This is a genomic window from Psychrobacter sp. DAB_AL43B (assembly GCF_900168255.1).
Lineage (GTDB): Bacteria > Pseudomonadota > Gammaproteobacteria > Pseudomonadales > Moraxellaceae > Psychrobacter.
Genome location: NZ_LT799838.1, coordinates 473,544 through 490,286, shown reverse-complemented (window position 1 = coordinate 490,286; position 16,743 = coordinate 473,544). Strand labels below are relative to the sequence as shown.

At 41.5% G+C, this 16,743-nt stretch carries 9 protein-coding genes; 6 read left to right on the top strand and 3 right to left on the bottom strand.

Annotated elements, in window-relative coordinates; genetic code table 11:
- The first annotated feature begins 194 nt into the window (after positions 1-194).
- The 6 genes from DABAL43B_RS02095 to DABAL43B_RS02070 all read left to right on the top strand — a co-directional run bounded on the left by DABAL43B_RS02095 (position 195) and on the right by DABAL43B_RS02070 (position 8,896).
- Positions 195-662, top strand: a complete 468-nt coding sequence (locus tag DABAL43B_RS02095; RefSeq protein ID WP_079690857.1) for an Lrp/AsnC family transcriptional regulator — start codon at positions 195-197, stop codon at positions 660-662.
- 179 nt (positions 663-841) lie between these two features.
- Complete coding sequence (locus DABAL43B_RS02090) at positions 842-1,600, top strand: hypothetical protein (protein ID WP_079690856.1); 759 nt, start codon at positions 842-844, stop codon at positions 1,598-1,600.
- Between the two features lie 231 nt (positions 1,601-1,831).
- On the top strand, positions 1,832-4,264 hold the full coding sequence (locus DABAL43B_RS02085) for a YgiQ family radical SAM protein (RefSeq protein ID WP_079690855.1): 2,433 nt from the start codon (positions 1,832-1,834) through the stop codon (positions 4,262-4,264).
- Positions 4,265-4,624: 360 nt separating this feature from the next.
- Positions 4,625-5,035: a hypothetical protein gene (locus tag DABAL43B_RS02080; RefSeq protein ID WP_079690854.1), complete on the top strand. Its 411-nt coding sequence runs from the start codon at positions 4,625-4,627 to the stop codon at positions 5,033-5,035.
- A gap of 276 nt (positions 5,036-5,311) precedes the next feature.
- Entirely contained in the window at positions 5,312-5,836 is a 525-nt protein-coding gene (locus tag DABAL43B_RS02075) for a lipase chaperone (RefSeq protein ID WP_079690853.1), read from the top strand.
- A 111-nt stretch (positions 5,837-5,947) separates the two neighbouring features.
- Positions 5,948-8,896, top strand: coding sequence for a hypothetical protein (locus DABAL43B_RS02070; protein ID WP_079690852.1), 2,949 nt, complete (start codon positions 5,948-5,950; stop codon positions 8,894-8,896).
- Positions 8,897-8,978: 82 nt separating this feature from the next.
- On the opposite strand, the gene ligA is transcribed toward DABAL43B_RS02070, so the two are convergent.
- From ligA to DABAL43B_RS02055, 3 genes are all read right to left on the bottom strand, one after another.
- Positions 8,979-11,087 (bottom strand): NAD-dependent DNA ligase LigA, encoded by a 2,109-nt coding sequence (gene ligA / locus DABAL43B_RS02065; RefSeq protein WP_079690851.1) that lies wholly within the window; start codon positions 11,085-11,087, stop codon positions 8,979-8,981.
- A 322-nt stretch (positions 11,088-11,409) separates the two neighbouring features.
- On the bottom strand, positions 11,410-12,435 hold the full coding sequence (locus tag DABAL43B_RS02060; protein WP_079690850.1) for a cell division protein ZipA C-terminal FtsZ-binding domain-containing protein: 1,026 nt from the start codon (positions 12,433-12,435) through the stop codon (positions 11,410-11,412).
- Positions 12,436-12,625: 190 nt separating this feature from the next.
- Positions 12,626-16,579, bottom strand: coding sequence for an AAA family ATPase (locus DABAL43B_RS02055; RefSeq protein ID WP_079690849.1), 3,954 nt, complete (start codon positions 16,577-16,579; stop codon positions 12,626-12,628).
- Between the last annotated feature and the right edge of the window lie 164 nt (positions 16,580-16,743).

Sequence of the window (16,743 nt, the reverse complement as noted above, 5' to 3'; positions counted from 1 at the left end):
TGGTTTGTTTGTTGGTCAGCTTTGATTGATGCGCTGTATTTTACCGATAGATAGTGAAATATTATTTCTATATCAATTTATTTTTGAATAAACTTATCTATTTATGGTCAACAAAGTAGTTTTATTATCATAAATTGATTTATAGTGATAATAATATAAAAATCTAATGCTGTTATTTGGGGAGATTACATACCGTGAGCGATTTTTTAGACAGTACCAATAAGGCCATTTTGAACTTGCTACAAGAAGATGCGACATTGCCATTGAAAGCTGTGGCAGCACAAGTTCACGTCTCTATCGCTACTGCTCAGCGCCGCATTCAAGCATTAATAGACAACGGCGTGATTACCAAACAAGTCGCTATCGTTGATCCAAATAAGGTTGGTTACGGGCTAACAGCGGTGGTGATGATAGAGATGTTGCGCTCTAACAACTCAATGCAGCATCGATTTGAGCGCTTGATGCACGATCAACCGCGAGTCATGAGCTGTTATGAAGTGTCGGGTGATGCGGATTTTATGTTGATGGTCAATGCCAAAAATATGAATGATTATCATGAATTTACACGCAATCTGCTGACGTACGAGAATAATGTGCGCAGCTTTAAAAGCCAGTTTGTGATGAACTTTACCAAGAGTGGCACCAAGATTTTACTGGATTAAGTTTTTCTGTAGGATATAGCTTTTATTAAATATAGTCAGTTCTAAATAGAAAATAGACATTTATATTAACTTGCCTATATTGCTTTAAATAATCGATATTAGTAATGAATAACTGCTAATATTAATAATAAGTAAATATAGTCAATTCAATTTAAAAATACGGACAAGGATGCCCTCTTATGATTAAAAGTACCGCTCATATTAATATAGAAAAACCTATTCATTCACTTCTAAAACGTATCAATCCAAAAACTGTAATCTCAGGCGCTTTGTTTGCCGCCTTGCTAGCCAGCTCAGGCTGTGCCACCAGCTCATTATTAGAAAATAACAATCAGGTCAGCAGCACGCCTAGCAATAATGTCTTATCCGAAGATCAAATCGTCGCTTTTGGTCGTCCTGCCCAAGCATTACCAAAGATGCCAAACGCTACGATGGTCATCGTCGGTGAAAAAAACAGCTATGTGCTGACTCAAGGGGGAACGGAGATGGTGAATTTATTGACCAATTTAACCCCAAAAAATATCCAAGTCGATAATGAGATGAAGTTTTATGTACCCAACAATGATGGTTATTTTCAAGGAGAAATGAAGCTTTCTTACGCCAAACTAAAGGATGAGTTTAAGCGTTCTGACTATCAGTTCTTTTTACAAAATAACGGTAAAGAATGCACGTCAGCCAGTGATCAGCGCATCAATGCTCAGCGCTTTTGTTTTAGCGTTCCTGTGAAAGGCGCCATCTACCCACAAGTGAGTAACTTAAGCTTAATTCAATCAAATTATCGCGCCTTAAGCAAACCTTATATGGTGAGCTTTTACACCCAAACCCAGCAGACTCAAGTCTCGCGTAATGGACCCAATAGCGCTCAAAAACTGGTCTTACTACCCTTTGCTCTTGCTTTTGACGTGATTACTTTCCCTTTCCAGCTACTAGAGCAATAAACTTACTCTACTAAAGACTGCTTAAAATAAGGGGTTTTCTAATTTTTTAGAAGCCTCCTTACTGGTATATTATCTTACGCTATCAATAACTTATCGCCAATCGTTTATCACTGTTTATGACATCGTGAGTGCAATTCATGTTAAAATGAGCGCTTTTAATTTAGCCATTATTATCCTTTGTTAATAGGGGCTATATTTTCAGTGCAATTTTTCTAATTAACAGGTCCGCTCATGTCTGCCGATACCATCGCCCGCACCGCCTTTAAACAAGGTACTAAACCCCTTTACGACTACGACAAACATTGGGCGAGCTGCTACGAGCCTGCGCCTTATTTACCGATGAGCCGCAAAGAGATGGATGCGCTTGGCTGGGATGCCTGTGACGTCATTATCATCTCAGGCGATGCGTATGTCGATCATCCAAGCTTTGGTATGGCAATTATCGGACGCTTGCTAGAAGCACAAGGCTTTCGCGTCGGTATCATTGCGCAGCCAGATTGGAAAAGTAAAGACGCCTTTATGGAGCTTGGTAAGCCCGTCTACGCTTACGGCGTGACTGCCGGTAATATGGACAGCATGATTAACCGTTATACCGCTGACCGTAAAATTCGTAGCGATGACGCCTACTCTCCGGGTAACGTCGCGGACAAACGCCCTGACCGCGCCGCTATTGTTTATAGCCAGCGCTGCCGTGAAGCCTATCCTGATGTGCCTATTATCTTGGGCGGTATCGAAGGCAGCTTACGCCGTATCGCGCATTATGACTATTGGTCGGATAAAGTCCGTCGTAGTATTTTGATGGATGCCCGTGCCGATGTTTTATTATATGGTAATGCTGAGCGCGCCATCGTCGATGTGGTACATGGTTTATCAAAGGGTTATAGCTTTGAGCAAATGAGTAGCTTACGTGGTACATCTTATTTATTGACCCCAACCCGTCGTCATTGGCAAGCAGGCATGACCGAAGTTGCTAGTAATGATGTCGATACCGTCGGTCGTGTTGATCCAATTATCAACCCATATGTCATGACTGAAGACGTTGATCAATGCTCAATTGAGCAAGATAAACCTTCTGATTCACCTGTTGGGCAAGCGCTATCGGGAATGGCAGGGCAATATCCAGGCTTCGTGTCTGAGCCAGTGGCAAATAAAATTCTCAACGCAGAGCAAGTCGACGAAGAAACCCAAGTGGTACAAATGCGCGGCTTTGATAAACCACAAACCGCTCGTAAGCATAAATTCAAAATGCCACCGCGTGAGCAAACCGTCATTCGTCTGCCTGATTACGAGCATGTCAAATCCGACCCTGTGCTTTATGCCCATGCCAGCCGTATCTTGCACCTTGAGACCAATCCGGGTAATGCACGCGCGCTGGTACAGCGTCATAGCAGCGGCGCGGGTAACTCGCATACCTCTATAGATGTGTGGCTCAATCCGCCACCGATTCCGTTATCGACGGAAGAGATGGATTATGTGTTTGACTTGCCTTATGCGCGTCTGCCGCATCCAAGCTATGGCGATGCCCGCATTCCTGCTTATGACATGATTAAATTTTCGGTCAATATCATGCGCGGCTGTTTTGGTGGCTGTACTTTTTGCTCTATCACCGAGCACGAAGGACGCATTATTCAAAACCGCTCAGAAGAATCTATCTTACGTGAAGTCGAAGCGATTCGTGATACTGCACCGAACTTCACTGGCGTTATCTCTGACCTTGGTGGGCCAACCGCTAATATGTATCGCCTAAACTGTAAAGACGAGACGATTGAGAAAAACTGCCGCAAACCGTCTTGCGTTTATCCTGATGTTTGCGAAAATCTGATTACCGATCATAGTAATTTGACGAAATTATACCGTAAAGCGCGTGATATCAAAGGCGTGAAAAAAATCCTTATCGCCTCAGGTCTGCGTTATGACTTGGCGATTAAAGATCCTGAATATGTCAAAGAATTGGTCAGTCATCATGTAGGCGGTTATCTAAAAATTGCCCCTGAGCATTCAGAAGAAAACGTGCTATCAAAAATGATGAAACCTGGCATGGGCAATTATGACAAGTTCAAAGCCATGTTTGAGCAGTACAGCCAAGAAGCGGGCAAAGAGCAGTATTTGATTCCTTACTTTATCGCCGCCCATCCGGGCACCAAAGATGAAGACATGATGAATCTAGCGCTATGGCTAAAAAGCAATGGCTACCGCGCTGACCAAGTACAAGCGTTTTACCCAAGCCCGATGGCGACCGCGACGACTATGTATCACACTCATAAAGACCCACTGCATAAAATCAGCCGTGACGAAGGTAATATGGATATTGTCAAATCTGGTAAGCAGCGCAAATTGCATAAAGCCTTCTTACGCTATCACGATCCTAAAAACTGGGTAATGTTACGTAAAGCGCTGCAAGATATGGGGCGTGGTGATTTGATCGGTAAAAATCGTGGCTGCTTAATTCCACCATTTAATGCCAGCTTAGAAGGGCGTGAAGCCGCACAAGATAGCTATCAATCGGCACGTAAAAAGAACAGCCGCTTAGGTAATGATTCGGTGAAGCGCAATAATAATAGTGCGAGCGCTGCGAAAAACACCTCGGGTAGAAATGCTAAAAAAGTAACTAAAGGTAATTTCCAAACTCAGCATACCGGTCTACCGCCACGCAAAACTAAGTAGCTAATATGGTAGATCATACTGCCAAATTAAGTCGTTTTTAAAGCAGTCACAACGTCTTAACTCAGTTCAACAATAAGCGTCTATCGGCTCTCCAGTCGATAGACGCTTTCTTATTTAAAATTAATTATGTTTGAACACACTCATTGTTCAGGTTGTTAACACTTAGCGGTTTTTAAATACCTTAAATAATAAACACCTTAAATAAAGCGTTACATTATTCAGTCGTTAAGTAACTAAATGAACACGTAACAAACAATTTCTAACATTATTTAAGTGCTGTTTTCGTTAGTATATGCGCTATATGCTTAACGCATAGTTAATAACAAATACATGATAGCTTTTATACCTTTGGAGAAAACCATGAACACCCTCACTAAAATTGCTACTGCTCTACCTGCCCTCGCTCTACTAAGCGCCTGTGCCACTACTGCGCCTACTACGCCAAATACTCCTGCTTCAGAAAGCGTAACTGACGCATCTTATGACCGTATGGCACCAGCACCTTATACCTGTACTGATGGCAGCACTATCAACGCAAAACAGTCAATCAACAAAAAACAAGTAATGCTAAACGCCACATTGCCTAAAGTAAACTGGGCAAATCAGCCAGTTATCTTAAATGGCGCAGTACAAGGCGATACAGCAAGCTACGTGAATGAGTCGAACCCAGAAGTTGTCTATGCATGGCACATGAAAGGCGACAAAGGTATCTTTGCTATGAAATGGGCTGACGGTAAAGAATACCAAGTGAATTGCCAAGTGGGTAGATAATGATTTCGGTTTAATCGTGCATTGATAACGATAAACCTATCATTGTTAAACTTAGCATTACTATAATTAGCATTACTATAAACAGTCATCATTTGGTGGCTGTTTTTTTATGCCTACCATTTTAAATGGTCTTATAGATGACAATACGCATTATTTAATTTTACGATGTTAAAGAGTCAGTATTCTGACGCATTTAGCTAGAGAAGCGCCAAGAAAGCTGTCAAAATAGCCCATGTATAAAAACATCTTATGATAAACAATAGAGAGAATACGTCGATGTCAAAGCGCCTAACGAATATAGTAATAATCGCTGCTGCAAGCATGTGGGCGCTAACCGGTTGCGACAATAGCACTGATACTGCTAATAAAAACTCTGACGCAGCGGTAACGACGGCAGACGCAGCGGCGGCAAATACGGTTGACTGGTCAGCAATGGCAAGCGGTGAACAGGCAGCCGATCTCGCTAATTATCAGTATCCGTTTGCGCTTGATAGCCAAAATGTCCGCGACTACGCCGAGTATTTCAAAGTTGATAACGCCACTGCTCAGCATAATCTGACCGTAAGTATGGCAAGTAACGAGGCGCTGTCAAAAGCATTGGATCAGCTAAGTGAAAGCTATGTCTCACATCAGCTGACCGATGATAAAGACATGACGCTTATCATTCATACCACGCCCGATGTCGCTGCCAGCAGCTATAATTATGTGTTGGCTGGGGATTTTGCAAAAGGACTAGTGTTACCTATAGAAATTAAGCCAGATGGTAAAAAAGGTGAAGTGAAGGGGCATGCTAACAACTGATGAGGCAAATATTTGAAGTTTAATAATAATATTGGGATTAAATATTTTTATAAACAAATGTTATATTAATGATAAGATGCGACATATTTACTAAACTTCATGGAAAGCAAAATGCAAGACGATATTGAACTGATTCTAGCGAAAGAAGAGTCGCCCATATTAGAGTTTAAAAGGCAGTGGTATTGGGATGATAGTACGCCTAGTGAAGATATGGCAGTTAAATGGGGAGAATTCCTAAAGGATATAATTTCACTTGCCAACGCTTATCATAGTTATGTAGGTCAAAGTAGATATCTAATATTTGGATTTTGTGAAAGTGAAAAAAAATCATACAACATAGATTTCTCCAAGATAAAACAACTTAGGAATATTGACAGCTTTAAGAAAGACTTAGTTCAAAGACTAGAAAAATGTACACGGCCAGCATTTATAAATTTTAGTATAAATAAAGTAAACTACAATGATGTTGAATTATTAGTTTTTAGCATACCCTCCCCAATTTTTATAACTGAAACAAAAAAAGAATTACAGACTAAAACTAGATCATTGGATGAAGGAGTCGTTTTAGTTAGAAAAGGTCAAAAAGCAGATGAAATAAGAACTGCCAATATTTCTGAAATAGAAGAACTGAAGTATGAGTTTGAAGAATATAGAAAATACTTCTTGAAAAATAGAAAAAATGAAGACGAAGTTGTAACAACGCCTGAAAGGTCTATAGAAAAAACTATTCAACTATACATAGATAAAAACTCAAGCTTTTCTTTAGCAGAAAATTTTCCAGTTAAAGTAAAGAAATGGAAAGATAATATTATATATGAAGTGTACAAATTAGTTGATAGGTTCTCAGACTCAAAAGAATTTATCTATCTACATGAGAAGACAAACCAAGGGAAAACCTTAGGAGAAATAAAGAAAAATAACTTAATTTTAGATTTTAATAGAACTATAATATTGATAGATAAGCCTAATATTAAAGATGTAGATAGAAGAAAAGAGAATATAAGAAAGCTTTTTGGTACTAATCATGTTTTCTTTATCGACGAATTTGGATATGAACATTTATATAAGGATTGTATCCTTCCATACGAAAAATTCAACCTCCCTGTCTATGTTAATGGGCTGTATGACAATGATAGTAATAGTAACTTAGACCTATCCGCTATCGATAGACTTAAAGAGTGGTTTAATACCGAAAGCGAGCCTTTATTTGTTGTAAGTGGTCATGGTGGTATTGGGAAAACTACACTTGCGAAACAGTTTCTGGACTATGTTTATGACGAAGTTAATAGTTTAGGAATATTATTTATTGATTCTAAAAAAATAATTAGTGAACTTTCAAGAAACTATAGTCAAGATAACAAAATCAGTGATGTTTTCGATTTTTACAATGCATTAATGGAAGTTGAAAGTTTAGAGGGTTCAAAGTTTAGTAAAGATCTTCTCAAACTATCAATCGATAATGGTAGTCTAGTCATTGTATTAGATGGGATAGATGAGGTTATCGCTAAGCTTGGTGATAAATTTGATATAGAAACTTTTATAAATTCAATATTCGAAGAATATTCATCAGGTCTTCACAGAACTAAAATTTTAATTACCTGTAGAGATCATTTTTGGAATGAAGTTGGTAAGAAAATCTTACTTCCTGAAATAACCCTAAAAGCTTTTAACAGTGATTTAGCAACAGAATTCTTTTCAAAAAAACTAGTTCAAGAAAAGAAAATAAACAAGGCTATGCTTTTAGCTAACAAGTTAGCGATTGAAACAAAAGAAGATGGATATATTTCTGAACAAAAAACCTACATTCCCTTTCTTTTAGATATGATCAGTTATCTTATTGAATCAGATAATGATGATATAGATATAAACAACAAAATAAATAGTCAGTATTTAGATAAAAAGAACCACTTAGATGTATTAGTTGCCCAAATATGTACTAGAGAAATCGTAAAATTAGATAGTTTAAGCCTAGACCATCAGATTAAATTATTCATAAGTATGGCTTCTAGTAAGAAAAACAGTATAAGCATCACCGATATTAAACAAGTACTCAAGAATAAAAATATAGATGTTGAAATTGATAATTCATATATAGATAAAATTAAAGGCCACCCCTTAATTTTATATAAGGATGAGAATTTTTATTTTAGATATGATGTTTTCGACATATACTTTAAATCGCTTTTAGTATCAGAATTCTTTAATACTAAAGACTTACCTGAAATAGAAGAAAATATTTTTAGAATTATTAGTGGCTACTTAAAATTTGACACTAGCTTTGCCAAGTCCATTTCAGAAAAAGTAGTTCTTGACGACGACTTAGTACTTTTTTGCTTAGACTTAATAGATAATATAAACAATGAAAGTTTAAATGATAAGAATTTATTTGTTTCTGCAATAGTAACCCTTCTGTTGACTCTTTTAGAGAAAGGCAATAACCAGTCCAATATTAATACTAGAACTGATATCATTGAAAAAATATTCGAAAGTAATGGATACATACAAGGCTTATGTCTCATTGATATTTTTGGAAACTCTTCTAGCAAGCCAACATTCGATTTCCGCGGCAAAATTCTTAAAGACTGTATTTTTATTAATTATGAATATTTCTGGGAATGCACTTTTGATAATTCAACTAGGTTTTATGATTCATACTTTAAAGATATTGACCCTCGAGACGGTATGTCTACAAATATTCCTGAAAAACTTTTTAGCCCTAGTTGTAATTTAATAGAAATCCACCATTTGATTAGCCAGACACGTGAAGATAAAAAAGATCAAAAACAAGATATTTCAACGGATTTAATAAAAGTATTTAAGCTTTTTTATGAACGGGGTAATTTTTATCCTAGAAAACAAGCACAGGTTAGAAAAAAGCTATCCGCCGTTAGTTTACTTTCTACTCTTATAGAAAAAGGTGTAGTAAAAAACTATAGAGATCCAAAAAAGCCAACTATGAAACAATATAAAATAAGTGATGAATATCGAGACGTAATATATTTATTAGATCAAGATACTCCGTCAGTTAAGTTTAATAGACTAGTTAAAGACTTGATGTGAAAGTAGCAATCATTATGTATATAAATTTTTAAAATTAGAGTGAGAGTATAGTAATAACATCACTAAGCTCTCACTCTAGCTACTATACCTTTTCTACCAACGCCAAAAACTCTTCCTCACCTACAACCTTTACACCCAATTTTTCAGCCTTCGCCATCTTCGAGCCAGCCTTTTCCCCTGCCAATAACGCGGTAGTCTTAGCTGAAATACTGCCGGATACTTTTGCACCCAAGGCTTGAAGTTTTGCTTTCGCTTCATCTCGAGCCATACTTGCCAGCGCGCCAGTGATAACCCACGTTTGCCCATCAAGTGGTAAATCACTAGATACTTTTTGCTCGACTTTATCCCAATGGACGCCTGCCTCACGTAATGCGGTAATGACTTCGATATTATGCGGTGCACGGAAGAACTTATAAGCAAGCTCAGCGGTAATAGCGCCCACATCTGGCGTAAGTAGCAGTTTTTCGATACTGGCAGACATTAAGGCATCAAGGTCGCCAAATTGCTGAGCGAGGTTTTGTGCAGTCGTTTCACCGACACCGCGAATACCCAGCGCATAGATAAAGCGCGCCAGTGTCGTATGTTTACTAGCTTCAATGGCGTTGATAATATTTTGCACCGACTTTTCGCCTAGTTTTTCAAGCGTAATCAGTTCTTCTTGATGATTGTGCAGCTGATAGATATCAGCGACGGTCTTCACCAAGCCATGCTCAAAGAAGCTAATCAACCAACTTGCACCTAAGCCATCAATATCCATCGCTCGACGCGAGACAAAGTGAATAAGCGCTTCTTGCTGCTGCGCGGGACAAAATAAACCACCGGTACAGCGAGCTAAGGCTTCATCTTTGGGTAATACGACTGGAGAATCACATACTGGACAAGTGGACGGTAGCTTTACAGGCTCGGAATCAGCTGGACGCTGCTCATGCCAGACGCGGGTGACTTTGGGGATGACGTCGCCAGCACGATGGACGCTGACCATGTCGCCTGCGCGTACATCAAGACGCTGAATCTCACCAAAGTTATGCAAGGTGACATTGCTGACGGTTACACCGCCTACTTTTACCGGCTCTAACTTACCGACTGGGGTGATTTGTCCGGTACGTCCAACTTGCCATTCGATAGCGTGCAAACGCGTCATGACGGTTTCAGCAGGGAATTTATAGGCAGTTGCCCAGCGCGGCTCACGGGATAAAAAGCCGAGCTGTTGTTGCAGCGCTAAGCTATTGACCTTGATAACCAAGCCATCAATCTCAAACGGTAAGTCTGCGCGTGTCTTTATCACTGACTCATAATAAGCTTGGGCTTCGCGTGGGTTCTGCACTACCTCAACCGCACTAACGGTAAAGCCGATGTCTTTTAGCCAAGCTAAGGCTGCTGATTGGGTTTCAATGGCAATTGGTAGCCCTTGATTCACTGAATAACAATAGAAGGCTAGCGGACGGCTGGCGGCTATACTTGGGTCAAGTTGGCGTAAGCTACCAGCAGCAGCATTGCGCGGATTGGCAAAAGTCTTTTCTTCTTTTTCTGCGGCAAGCCGATTAAGGCGCTCAAAGCCTGCCTTTGGCATTAATACTTCGCCACGCACTTCTAACAGCGGGATATCAGTAGCAGCAGCAAGCCATAGCGGCAAATTACGAATGGTTTTGGCATTTTGGGTAATGTCCTCACCCGTTTGCCCATCGCCGCGCGTGACTGCTTGTACAAACTGTCCATACTCGTATTTTAGTGAGACCGCCAAGCCATCAAGTTTTAACTCTATTTCATATTCAGGATTTTTCTGAGAGTCGCTTAGACGGTCATTGACGCGGCGCATAAAATCGCGCAAATCATCATATTCAAAGACATTACCAAGCGACAACATCGGCACATCATGCCTGACTTGGGTAAAAGCAGATAGCGGCATATCGCCAACTTGATTAATCGGGCTGTCAGGCTGCACCAAATCTGGGTATTCTTCTTCAAGCTCCAATAAAGAGCGACGCAACTGATCGTATTCGCTGTCTTCTAAGATGGGATTATCAAGCACATAATAAGCATAGTTATGGGTTTTGAGCGACTCAATAAGCGTACGCATCTGGGCAACGATTTCGTTTTGAGCATTGTCAGTATCGATTTCATTGGCAGGTTGCGCAGTCGTTTTTTGATTGTTTTTAGTGTGAGCAGCGGTTGATAAGATAGGATCAGTCATAGTCGGCGTCTTTACAATTCAAGATGCCGATATGATAACAAGTTTGCAGGATACTCGGATATCATTTTGTAGAAAATTAGAATGTACTTAGCGTTTTACAAATAAAACGCAGCGCTGCTGGGATAGGTTTTTCGAAGCCTCTGGAGTGCATAGCACACAGCAAGCGAGAAAAATCTATCCCAGTAAAGCGATGTTAAATGGGCGACTTTTTTATTTTAAACTGACTATAAGTAAAAATGAAAAAAGACAAATAACGTCAATCGCTATTTGCCTTTTAGAGTAATACCAGTATTTACCGATTTTTGATTAATCTTGGTAGCTCTTAACCTTCGTAGTCGCGAACTTGGTTACGCAATTGCTGCTTATATTCAGGTGTGATTGGTTCATTCTCTTCATCAAGCATAATGGCATCTAAATCGCTTGCCATCATATAGGCAACGCTCATCATGCTATCAAAGCTGCGCAGCGCTTGCGGATGCGGCAAAGATAAGAAAACTACCACACCGTTATAACTATTAGTCGCTACGCTATGCGGATCAAAAGGCGCAATACCACTATCGGTGATACCCATCATACTGAACCATAGCATGCCTGTACCGTCTTTTTGCTCATAGCGATGGAACATATTCATCGCCCCATAGCGCAGACCATATTTATCAATTAACGCCAATAAATCACGACCACGAATCACTGCTGCTGGACGGTCGCGATATTGATGCGGCAAAATGGTGATATTGATATTGTCTTTGGCGTTGATTAATGGCGCGTTTTGAACGTCATCAACAGGCTCTGACAGATGCTGGTCGAGTATCGGGCTATTATCATTAAAGCTTGGCTCTTCTGCCGTATCAATCGATGGCATCAGACTGTCCGTCGCAGACATAAGGCTAGAAAACGCATCAGGCTCTTGCTCGATATGCATTTGCTGAGCCGCTTCTGCAAACTCACTATTATCGGCATAGTGTTGCTCATCCTGCCAGCGCGCATAATCCTCATTATTTACATGGTTATTATCGTTATTTACATTGCCGCTTATAGGATTGTGGGCAGCCGTCAGCTGTGCATCGATATTGGTATGGGGTTGGGTCAAAGGCTCTTCTTCAACGACCGCATTTAAATAACTGCGATCAGGGCCGATGCTCGTCTCGCCAGCAACCGTATCATCCAAGTCTGGCTGATCGACGATATTGCGCTCATGACGCGGTATAATTGGAATACCGTTTTTATCATAATTAACCGCTAAAGCTTCAGCGTTTTTGCGGCGCTTAAAGCTACGAATGACCATAAATAGCCCTGCAAGCACAATAAATGCGGCAATGGCAATCAATATAAACTGAATAGCGGTCATGAGAAATACATCCTAATCTATGACAAAAGGGAATACACAAGAGGGTATAAATGGCAATAGTCTAGCATGGCTAATTAATATCGTCACCATCTAGTCATCGTTTACCGTCAGCCCGACATACTTGCGTTACGTTATAGCCTTAGCCCTAACTATAACACTGACCATCGCTGCCAGTTATCAATTATTTGCGCTATTGAGTAATATAGCGTGCGGCCTCATCGAGCGAAACGCTAACCAAAGTAGAAATCCCCGCGCTTGGCATCGTAACGCCTTTTAGCTCATCCGCAATCTGCATCGTCAGCTTATTATGACTGATGAAAATAAATTGCAAATCATCTGCCAACTCATGAATCAAGCTAGTAAAGCGAGCAACGTTGGCATCATCAAGTGGCGCATCGACTTCATCAAGCACACAAAACGGTGCCGGATGCTGCTTGAATATCGCAAAAATCAAACTCAGCGCGGTGAGGGTTTTTTCACCGCCTGACAGTACAGCAAGGCGGCTATTACGCTTACCTTTTGGTTGCGCCATCAAGGTTAACCCTGCCCGCCACTGCTCTGACTTATGTTTATCAGCGGGTATATTGGCTGGCATATCGTCAGTGTTCAAGGTCAAACTGGCTTGCCCACCGCCAAAGACTTTGGCAAATAAATTAGCAAGCTCATTATTAACCGCATCAAGTGTCTGCATAAAGAGCGTCTTGGTCGTCTCATCAATAGAGGCAATGGCATCTTTCAATGTCTGCATGCTGGCGGCAATATCTGCTGTCTGCTGCGCCAGTGGCTCTAGACGCTCATTAACTTCCGCCAATTCAGCCACTGCCGCTAGATTGACCGCGCCTATTTTACTTAATTGCTGTTCGAGCTTGCTACGCTCAGACTCAAGCTCAGCGATTTTGTCTGGACGTACACGGCGATCATGGGCAATAAAGTCAGCTAATAAGTTTGAGACACTCATTGTTTGCTGCGGATGCTGCCATATATCCGATTGCCCTTTATATTTATGACTGACGCGATAGTATGCGTCTAGGGCATCTTGCGTATGGCTACTGGCATCCTCTAAACGCGCCGCACTTAGTGCCAACTCGGTGGCATGATGAGCAAGCTTACTTTGTTGTGTTTGCAATGATTGTTGCAACGTATCCAATTCAGTCTGCTGCTGCACATAATCTTGCTTGAGCACATTCAATGCGGTTTCGCGCGTCGTCAATAACGTTTGCTGCTCATTGCGCGCAGTTTGTGCCGTTTGCAATGCGGTCTGCAAGGCTGGCAGTTTATGTTGCTGCTGCTCATAAGTTGCTTTTAAGCTCTGCTCGCTTTGTAATGACTTGTCATGTTGTGCGGTCGCACGCGCGAGACTGCTAACGCTGTGTTCTAACCGCATCTCGCTCTGCTGAATACGCAGTTGTAATGCTTGCCAAGCGTCATCATCTGCTTGGCGTCTGTGATTTAGCTTATTACGCTCAGTTTGCAATTGCTGACTGGTTGCCCGCGCATCCACTATTTTTGGTGTCAGTACTGCTATCTCACTTTGGATATGTTGCTGCTCAGCATTAAGCGCTTGTAGCTCTTGCGCCAATTCTTGCTGCTCTTGCTCAAGGGCAACTTTATCAGCATTTAGACGTTTACTGTCAGCTTGCATGCGTTCAGCATAAGCTTGTTTGGTGGTGAGTTGCTGTTGATATTGATGTTTATCGCGGGTCAACTGTTCGGCTTGAGCGCGTGTTTCTTCTACATTAACTGTCAGTGCATCATAGTCATGCTGGTTTTTAGCAATGGCTTTTTGCTGGTCTTGGATTTTTATCTCAGTGTCATCAAGCAACGCTTCTAGCGTTTGCAAACGAGTGCGCTGCTGCAAACGCTGTGTTAGAAATTGACTACTGCTATCATTTTGACCATTTTGCGCGCCAGCAAACTTGCTTAGATTGATCGTACCTTGACGACTGATAAGCCAACCGTCAGACGTTAGCAGAATGGCTGACGATGGCAATACTTGTAAGATATCGGCAATTTCTTTGAGAGTTTGTTGATTATCGCCCTCAGGTTGGGCGATATACAAGTAACACTGCTGCCAAAGTGCCAATGCTGGCTGCGTAATCAGCTGGGATAAAGGCAATACTTTATCAGCCAAGTTATCTGGTAAATCACCAATAAATAGCTCTGCATTCACGTAATTTTGCGTAGCAGATAACCATAAGCTATGACCCGTTTCTATTGACGACTTATCTTTAATATTAACATTCTGGTTTTGCATAGCTTGATACGTAAACACATCAGTTAAATCTTGCTCAAGCGCCTGCCATAAGCTACTCGCTTTTTGAGAGTCATTGTCTGCGTTATTAACGCTTGATTGGTTGGCTTGATTTGAAACCAGCACATGACTATCCAGCCATAGCGCCAATATACTATCGAGTAGCTGCGAGTGCTCACGTCCTTTTTCACTTAGTTCAATCTGTTCACGCAAGGTTGCAACAGCCAAATTGTGATCGTTATTGACAGCATTGCTTTCTAAATCAGTCTGCTCATTAAGAGGTTGTTGAGATTTTGGCTGAGGTTTAGGATGCAATATCTGCTGTAAGGTATCGTATTCACTTGCCAATACGGCGTGGCGTTTTTCAGACTCGCTCAATTCGCGCTGCTGCGTGTTTAAGCGCTGTTGTAAATCATACGCTTGCGGTTGTAGCTCTGATAATCGCTCAGCAACGCTGTCTTGTTGGCGCTCAATCTGCTGCAATTGCTTATTTAGCTCAGTAACCTGCGTCTCTAAGGTCTGCTGTAAATTGTTCGCATCAATTTTCTCGCGCCCATCAGCACCATTATTAGTATCAATAGGCAATAGTGACTGTTGTAACTGCTGCCATAAATTCTGCCAATGTTGCTGACGGCGCTGCCACTTATCATCGCTTTGCTGATAGCGCTTTTGTGCTTGTGTGTTAATAGCTTGCTGCTGCTCAAGCGTGCGGGCATTATCTTGCAGCCGTGATAGCTGGTTTTGCGCTTCATGCCAAGCGCGCTGTAATGGTTGCTCGTTACGTTTGTGCGATTCACGTTTGCTTGTCAATTCAGTAAGCTTGGGACGCAGTTCTTCTAATATATCCTGCTGCTCAGCTTGCTCAAATTTTAAGCGCTCAATCTCATTGACTGTCTGTACACGCTGCTCATCCAAACTGGCTAGTTGCTGCTCAATGACGGTCAGTTGTGACCTTGCATCATTAAGTTGATGCTCGGCTTGTTGATAGCTTAGCTGCTGCTGATAGTGGGCACTTTGGGCATCGTCTTTGAGCCATTGTTCTTGATTGATATGCGTTGCAAGCTTATCTTGCTGAGCTTTTAGCATTTCATAGTTCGCTTGCAGGGCTGCAACTTCGGTAGCGCTACGCTCGTGAGCTATTTTTTGCTGCTGCTGGGTATGCTTAGCTTGATATAACTGCTGAATGGCGAGCTGTTGCTTAATATCAGCAAGTGTCAAGGCTAGCGCTTCGTAACGCTGAGCACCTGCTGCTTGTTTGGACAATCGCTTTTGTTGGCTGACCAGCTCGCTTTGCATATCATACAGGCGCGCTAAGTTATCTTGGGTCTTCTCTAACTTCTTTTGTGTTTCTTCGCGGCGCGCTTGATAGCGTGACACCCCTGCCGCCTCTTCAATAAATTCACGCAGCTGCATGGGGCTGGACTCAACAATTCGCCCAATCATGCCTTGCTCGATGACCGCATAACTGCGTGCGCCAAGCCCCGTGCCCAAGAACACATCGACGACATCTCGGCGGCGACAGCGCGTGCCATTGATAAAGTAATCGGAGCGACCGTCTTTATTTATCTGACGGCGAACTGACAGCTCTTGATATAAATTAAACTCATGCCTTATGCCATTTTGCTCATCTTGCGTATGCTCAAAAGTCAGCTCGACACTGGCGACACTTTTGGCGGCTTTATCTTGCGTACCGGCAAAAATGACATCACTCATCGCCCCGCCACGTAGCTGCTTGGCAGAGGTCTCGCCAAGCACCCAACGAATAGCATCAATCACGTTAGATTTGCCGCAGCCGTTTGGCCCGACAATGGCGGTAATGCCATGACGAAAGGTAAAGGTGGTTGGATTGGCAAAGGATTTAAAGCCTGCCAGCTTAAGAGATTTTAGACGCATGAAGGATCAGTAAACTTAGCAAAAACAGGCGGCTATTCTACCTTAAATTGTGGGGGATTTTTAGGGTTTGTATTGTCTGTATTCGAAGTTATAAGTAATGACATAGAAAGGCGCTCATTTCTAAAAAGAGATGAGCGCTATTATTACAAGTCATTATATCAACA

Coding starts and splice junctions, on each gene's coding strand:
- DABAL43B_RS02070 (WP_079690852.1), top strand. CDS start 5,948: ATGCAAGACGATATTGAACTGATTCTAGCGAAAGAAGAGTCGCCCATA.
- DABAL43B_RS02080 (WP_079690854.1), top strand. CDS start 4,625: ATGAACACCCTCACTAAAATTGCTACTGCTCTACCTGCCCTCGCTCTA.
- DABAL43B_RS02085 (WP_079690855.1), top strand. CDS start 1,832: ATGTCTGCCGATACCATCGCCCGCACCGCCTTTAAACAAGGTACTAAA.
- DABAL43B_RS02060 (WP_079690850.1), bottom strand. CDS start 12,435: ATGACCGCTATTCAGTTTATATTGATTGCCATTGCCGCATTTATTGTG.
- DABAL43B_RS02075 (WP_079690853.1), top strand. CDS start 5,312: ATGTCAAAGCGCCTAACGAATATAGTAATAATCGCTGCTGCAAGCATG.
- DABAL43B_RS02055 (WP_079690849.1), bottom strand. CDS start 16,579: ATGCGTCTAAAATCTCTTAAGCTGGCAGGCTTTAAATCCTTTGCCAAT.
- DABAL43B_RS02090 (WP_079690856.1), top strand. CDS start 842: ATGATTAAAAGTACCGCTCATATTAATATAGAAAAACCTATTCATTCA.
- ligA (WP_079690851.1), bottom strand. CDS start 11,087: ATGACTGATCCTATCTTATCAACCGCTGCTCACACTAAAAACAATCAA.